General features: G+C 31.0%; 8 protein-coding genes. 6 read left to right on the top strand and 2 right to left on the bottom strand.

Translation table 11 applies throughout. The features are described 5' to 3' along the window. The 5 genes from SVN78_07740 to SVN78_07720 form a co-directional block, all read left to right on the top strand. Positions 1 to 570: F0F1 ATP synthase subunit alpha (locus SVN78_07740; protein ID MDY6821495.1), on the top strand; the 570-nt coding region annotated here is incomplete at its 5' end. A gap of 11 nt (positions 571 to 581) precedes the next feature. Further along, positions 582 to 1,439 carry an ATP synthase F1 subunit gamma gene (gene atpG / locus SVN78_07735; GenBank protein ID MDY6821494.1) on the top strand — a complete coding sequence of 286 codons (858 nt, stop codon included), beginning with the start codon at positions 582 to 584 and terminating at the stop codon, positions 1,437 to 1,439. 14 nt (positions 1,440 to 1,453) lie between these two features. Next, on the top strand, positions 1,454 to 2,866 hold the full coding sequence (gene atpD, locus SVN78_07730; protein ID MDY6821493.1) for a F0F1 ATP synthase subunit beta: 1,413 nt from the start codon (positions 1,454 to 1,456) through the stop codon (positions 2,864 to 2,866). A gap of 4 nt (positions 2,867 to 2,870) precedes the next feature. Continuing rightward, entirely contained in the window at positions 2,871 to 3,281 is a 411-nt protein-coding gene (atpC, locus tag SVN78_07725) for an ATP synthase F1 subunit epsilon (protein MDY6821492.1), read from the top strand. Then, positions 3,278 to 3,985, top strand: a complete 708-nt coding sequence (locus SVN78_07720; protein ID MDY6821491.1) for a methyltransferase — start codon at positions 3,278 to 3,280, stop codon at positions 3,983 to 3,985. Before atpC ends, SVN78_07720 begins: the two co-directional genes overlap by 4 nt. Before the next feature lie 4 nt (positions 3,986 to 3,989). Here the strand turns inward: SVN78_07720 and SVN78_07715 are convergent, their stop codons facing one another. Next, a complete protein-coding gene (locus SVN78_07715) occupies positions 3,990 to 4,676 on the bottom strand; it encodes a YggS family pyridoxal phosphate-dependent enzyme (GenBank protein MDY6821490.1) in 687 nt (228 codons plus the stop codon). Next, positions 4,676 to 5,395, bottom strand: coding sequence for a polyphenol oxidase family protein (locus SVN78_07710; GenBank protein ID MDY6821489.1), 720 nt, complete (start codon positions 5,393 to 5,395; stop codon positions 4,676 to 4,678). Before SVN78_07710 ends, SVN78_07715 begins: the two co-directional genes overlap by 1 nt. A gap of 26 nt (positions 5,396 to 5,421) precedes the next feature. Here SVN78_07710 and SVN78_07705 point away from each other — a divergent pair. Then, on the top strand, positions 5,422 to 6,016 hold a 595-nt coding region (locus SVN78_07705), incomplete at its 3' end, for an adenosylcobinamide-GDP ribazoletransferase (GenBank protein ID MDY6821488.1).

Below are 6,016 nucleotides of genomic sequence, written 5' to 3'. Positions count from 1 at the left end.
TTAACTGCACTACCTATTATAGAAACCCAAGCAGGAGATGTTTCGGCGTATATACCAACAAATGTTATTTCCATCACTGATGGACAGATTTATTTAGAAGGTGATTTGTTTTATGCAGGTGTTAGACCTGCAATTAATGTTGGGTTATCTGTCTCAAGGGTTGGTGGTTCGGCTCAAATTAAGGCTATGAAACAAGTTGCTGGCTCATTAAGATTAGATCTGGCTCAATATAGAGAATTAGCAGCTTTTGCACAATTTGGCAGCGAGCTAGACAAATCGACACAGGATCAATTGAATAGGGGTAGTAAATTAGTTGAAATATTAAAACAGGGTCAGTATAAACCAATGCCTGTTGAAGAGCAGATCATGGTTATTTTTGCTGGTGTAAATGGTTTTTTAGATGATTTGGATATCGATAAGATTGCTAGCTTTGAAGCAGAATTTTTGAATTTTATCAGGAATAATTATGATGATATATTAAAAGAGATAAGAGATAAGAAGAAACTAGATGATACACTTACTGAGAGAATAGGTGCAAGTATTAAGGAGTTTAAAAATTCTTTTATGTGAAAGAGTAATAGATGAGAAGTACCAAAGATATAAAGAGAAAAATAAACTCAATTAAAAATACTCAGAAGATAACAAAGGCAATGAAAATGGTTGCTGCAGCTAAATTGAGAAGGGCACAATCTGCTTTTGATAAGACAAAACCCTATGCTGACTCTATAAGAAAAATGACAAATAACCTAGCTTATGCAGTAGAGGATATAAGTCATCCCTACTTTTATGCAGGAACAAGTGCAAAAAAATTATTTGTTGTTGTCACATCTGATAGAGGTTTGTGTGGTGCATTTAACTCGAATATTTTAAAGATGTTTAATAATATTTCTAAAGATTACAATAAGAAGGATTTAATAGCCCTACCAGTAGGTAGGGTTGGTTATAATGCATTGACTAGAAATAATTTTGAAGTTGTTCATCCTTTTACCAATTATTTAGGAAAGATTTTTTATAATGATGCCAAGAAAATAGCTTCTAATATTAAAAATATGTATATTGATGGTGAAATTGGTGAAGTAAATATAATATATAATACATTTAAAAGTATTGCTGTTCAGCAACCAACGTGCTTTAAATTATTGCCAGTTGAGCTAGTTAGAGAAGATGAGTTTGAACAGGCAAGCTATATATTTGAACCAGCACCAGAAAAGCTTTTATCTGATCTTGTTGAAAGATATGTAGATTTTACTATATATAATAAGCTACTTGAATCAACTGTTGGTGAACACGGTTCAAGAATGGTTGCTATGGATAATGCTACAAGAAGTGCAGGGGATATGATAAACAGGTATATATTATCATATAATAAGGCAAGACAGGCTGCAATAACCACGGAAATATTAGATATTGTTAATTGTTCAGAGGCTTTAAACAAGTAAAAGGAGGTTGAATATTGAGTAAGGAAAATATTGGTAGGATTACCCAAATAATTGGGCCAGTTGTAGATATAAAATTTGACACGGAACAATTACCTGAGATTTATAATGCTGTAGAGATATTCGATGAGAAAACAAATAGAAGAATTGTTTGCGAAGTGCAACAACATTTGGGTGAAAATAATGTTAGAACAGTTGCTATGACATCAACTGATGGACTAGTAAAGGGTATGGAAGCAAGAGATTTAGGCAAATCAATAGATGTGCCAGTTGGAAAAGAGGTTTTAGGACGCATTATGAATGTAATTGGTGAACCTGTAGATGAGGTAGGTGATATAAAGGTAAAGGACCGTTGGCCTATTCATAGGCCTGCACCACAATTAGAAGATCAGGAGACAAGCTATGAGATCCTGGAAACTGGTATTAAGGTTATAGATTTATTAGAGCCTTACACAAAGGGTGGTAAAACTGGCTTATTTGGTGGTGCTGGTGTTGGTAAAACGGTGTTAATAATGGAATTAATTAACAATATAGCTAAAGAACATGGCGGATATTCAGTTTTTAGTGGTGTTGGAGAGAGAACTAGGGAAGGTAATGATCTTTGGCTAGAGATGAAGGAATCAGGTGTGATAGATAAGGTTTCCCTTGTATATGGCCAGATGAATGAACCGCCAGGTGCAAGGTTAAGGGTTGGGCTTTCTGGTTTAACTGTTGCGGAATATTTTAGGGATGTAGAAAGGCAAGATGTGTTATTATTTATAGATAATATTTTTAGATTCTCACAAGCTGGGTCAGAGGTTTCTGCATTGCTTGGAAGGATGCCATCTGCTGTTGGGTATCAACCAACCTTAGGTACTGAGATGGGAGAATTGCAAGAGAGAATTACTTCAACAAAAAAAGGCTCAATAACATCTGTTCAAGCTATATATGTTCCTGCAGACGATCTAACAGACCCTGCTCCTGCAACAACTTTTGCGCATTTGGATGCAACTACGGTTTTATCAAGACAGATTGCAGAGCTTGGTATATATCCTGCTGTTGATCCCCTTGATTCTACTTCGAGGATTTTAGATCCAAATATTATTGGGGAAGAGCATTATAATATTGCTAGAGAGGTTCAAAAGATATTACAGAGATATAAAGAGTTGCAGGATATTATTGCAATACTTGGGATGGAAGAGTTATCAGATGAAGATAAGCTAATTGTTTCAAGAGCTAGAAGGATTCAAAGGCTTTTTTCACAGCCCTTTCATGTTGCTGAACAATTTACAGGAACACCAGGCATATATGTAAAATTAGAGGATACTATAAAAGCTTTTAAATCTTTAATAAATGGTGAGTTAGACGAATTGCCTGAGAGGGCCTTTTATATGGTTGGTGGTCTAGATGATATTTATAAAAAAGCAGAAAAACTAAAAACTAATAAGTAATATTATGGATAAATTATATTTTGAGTTAGTAACCCCAGATAGGATTGTTGAAAAATGTCATATTGAAGAATTAATAGCACCTGGCGTAGAAGGTGAACTTGGCATATTATGCAATCATGCTCCTTTATTGACTGCTCTTACTATGGGCGAGTTAACATATAGGCATGATAATATGTATGATTATGCAATGGTTGAATATGGTTTTCTAGAGGTAATAGATAATAATATTATAATATTAGCTGAAAATGCTGAACTAGGAAAGAACATAAATTTAGCAAGTGCTTTGGAAGAGAAAAAGAAAGCAGAAGAACACCTAGATTATGTCAGAAAAAAGGATTCTAGAATGATTGAAGAAGCCGAAATAAGACTCAAGAGAGAGCTGTTAAGGGTAAAGGTAGCGGAGCGGTATAGATAGAATTTACGATAGATACAATATTTGATTGCAGTTTTAAGGTTTGTCAGCCAAAAATAGGGTACAGATTTTCGCTAGATTCTATAATATTAGCAAGATTTATTAAACCCCTAAAATTTGTCAAAAGAGCATTAGATATTGGTAGTGGTTGTGGAGTGATAGCAATCTACTTAGAGAAATATCTAAACATTGAAAATGTAGATGCTGTTGAGTATCAAAGGGAACTTTTTGAATGTCTCCTTAAAAGTATTTCATTAAATAATTTAAAAATAAATGTATTTAATAAAGATATTAAAATGTATAAGCCTAAATATTGTTATGAACTTATTGTATGTAATCCACCTTATAGGCAAGAAAATACTGGCAGAACTAGCTTAAATGACATAGAGAGGTATGCAAAGTTTGGCAGTTTTCTAACTGTCGAAGATATTTTTAGATTTTCTCATAAATATCTTCAAAATAAGGGTTTGTTGTATATAAGCTATGATGTTGATCTACTCGCCAATGTAATATCTATCTCAAGGAATTATAATTTAGAATTAAAGAGGTTAAAGTTCTTTTATGCTGATTCTAAAAGTAATGCTAAATTAGCGTTTATGGAATTTAGAAAGAATGTAGGTGCTTGGCTAACCGTTGAACCACCTATTTTTCAAAGAGTAGATGGTAAGCTAACAGATGATTTTAAAAATATATTTAAAGTTACTTAAGTTATTAATTAGTTTGGTAATTTCTTTCTCCAAAAATAGCTGTGCCTATTCTTACCATGTTAGAGCCTTCTTCTATAGCTACCTCAAAATCTTGGCTCATTCCCATAGAGAGATATTTTAATCCTAAAGGTTTTTTATATTGAAGAAATAACTCTGCCATACCACGAAAATTTTCTCTATTATCTTCAGGGTTTATTTTTAGTGGTGGTATATACATAAAGCCTTCTATATTTAAATTGTTCAATTTATTGATAGCTTCAATTAAGCTATCTAAATCAGATGGATAAACCCCTGATTTTTGTTTTTCTTTTGTTAGGTTAACTTGTATAAGTATGCTTTGAGTAATACCATATTCCTTTGCTTTTTTATTTATAATCTCAGCTATTTTTTGTCTATCAACTGATTGTATTAAATCAAAATTCTTTGGCAGAAACTTTGCCTTATTGCTCTGAATATGACCTATAAAGTGAAAAGATATCCCCTTATAATCTTTTAATAACTCTAATTTGTCTAAGGCTTCCTGGATCTTATTTTCACCGAAGATATATTGTCCTGCTCTGTAGGCAGCTAATATATGGTTAACAGAAAAGGTTTTACTAACTGCTACAAGGTTTATATCCTTTGGATTCTTTTTAATTTTATTAGCTGCTTTTTTTATTTTACCTCTAACTATTCTTAAATTACTTTTAATTACTTCATCCAGGCTAATGTTAACATCCTCTTAATTGTTTTATTGTCTCTTCTATAAGAGTATAACATTTTTGAGCAGGAAGAGCAATAATCTAGGTGATAGATATTGGTTACTTCATTTAATTTTAATATTTTATCAACTATGTGTCTTAATGATAGATGAAATTTGCCATTAATATCCTTATAATAAAATATGTCTTTATATAAATTTTGGAATTTAATTATAAGATTTATATCCACTGTATAGCATTTCTCACATATACCCACACCTACAATTGCTCCAAGTATTGTTTCATTTTTTGTTCTTATAGCATCTATTGTTTTTTCAATGATACCACTATAAATCCCTCTCCAACCACAATGTATATTAGATATAATATTTTGACCAAAGATTTGAACTGTATAGCAGTCCGCTGTTAATATGCCTATGGCAATATTTTTCTCTTTTGTTAATAGACCATCACATAAAAGACTACCTTTAGTAGATTTGTTTACAAATTCTATGTTGTTTGTGTGATTTTGCTTTGGTATAAGTACCCTTTCTATTCCAAAGTCTTCTTTTAATAAGTTATGATTGATCATATATTTTTTTGTGTTTTTAGAGTCCTCACTATCTAAAACCTGAAATAGTTGTGAATATTTAGTAGTTGTAAGAATATTGTATTTAATGCCTAAATATTCAATTTCTATTACTAGATTATTATCTATTGTCTTAAGCATAAATATTAAATATATATTAAAAATAAATGACTGTTAAGACTGGTTTTTTAAAAAAAGAAGCTAACTCTTTGTTTTCTGCGTTAGTATTTTTGACAGTTATTAAAATACCAATTAATGATTTTAGCCCGAATAACTCAGTTAGAGCATTTCCGCTAATAGGTTTATTTTTAGGATTTATTTTATACGGATTAACTTTTATTGATATAGAAATCATACCATTAATACAAGTTATAATCTATATATTTTTAACAGGAGCAATACATATAGATGGATTAGCTGATACATCTGATGCAATCTTTTCACATAAAACTACCAAAGAAAAACTTAATATTATGAAAGATAGTAGAATTGGTACTATGGGAGCAATATCACTTGTTTTAAACCTCTTAGTAAAATTTTCATGTTTTACTATTTTAGAAAACTCCATCTATCTATTGTTTATCCCAGCCTATTCACGCTTTTCTATGGTAATAGCCATATATAGACTTCCTTATATTAGAGAGAATAGTATTAATAAAAATTTTTTTAATAATAAAAATAATACAATGTTAATTTATGGCTTATTAATTTTAATATTTTCAATTTTATTTAATTTTAAATTTATATATTTGATAATTATTT

This window comes from Deferribacterota bacterium (assembly GCA_034189185.1).
Lineage (GTDB): Bacteria > Chrysiogenota > Deferribacteres > Deferribacterales > UBA228 > UBA228.
Note: the sequence above shows the minus strand (reverse complement) of the source record. Positions and strands in the feature narration are given on the sequence as shown.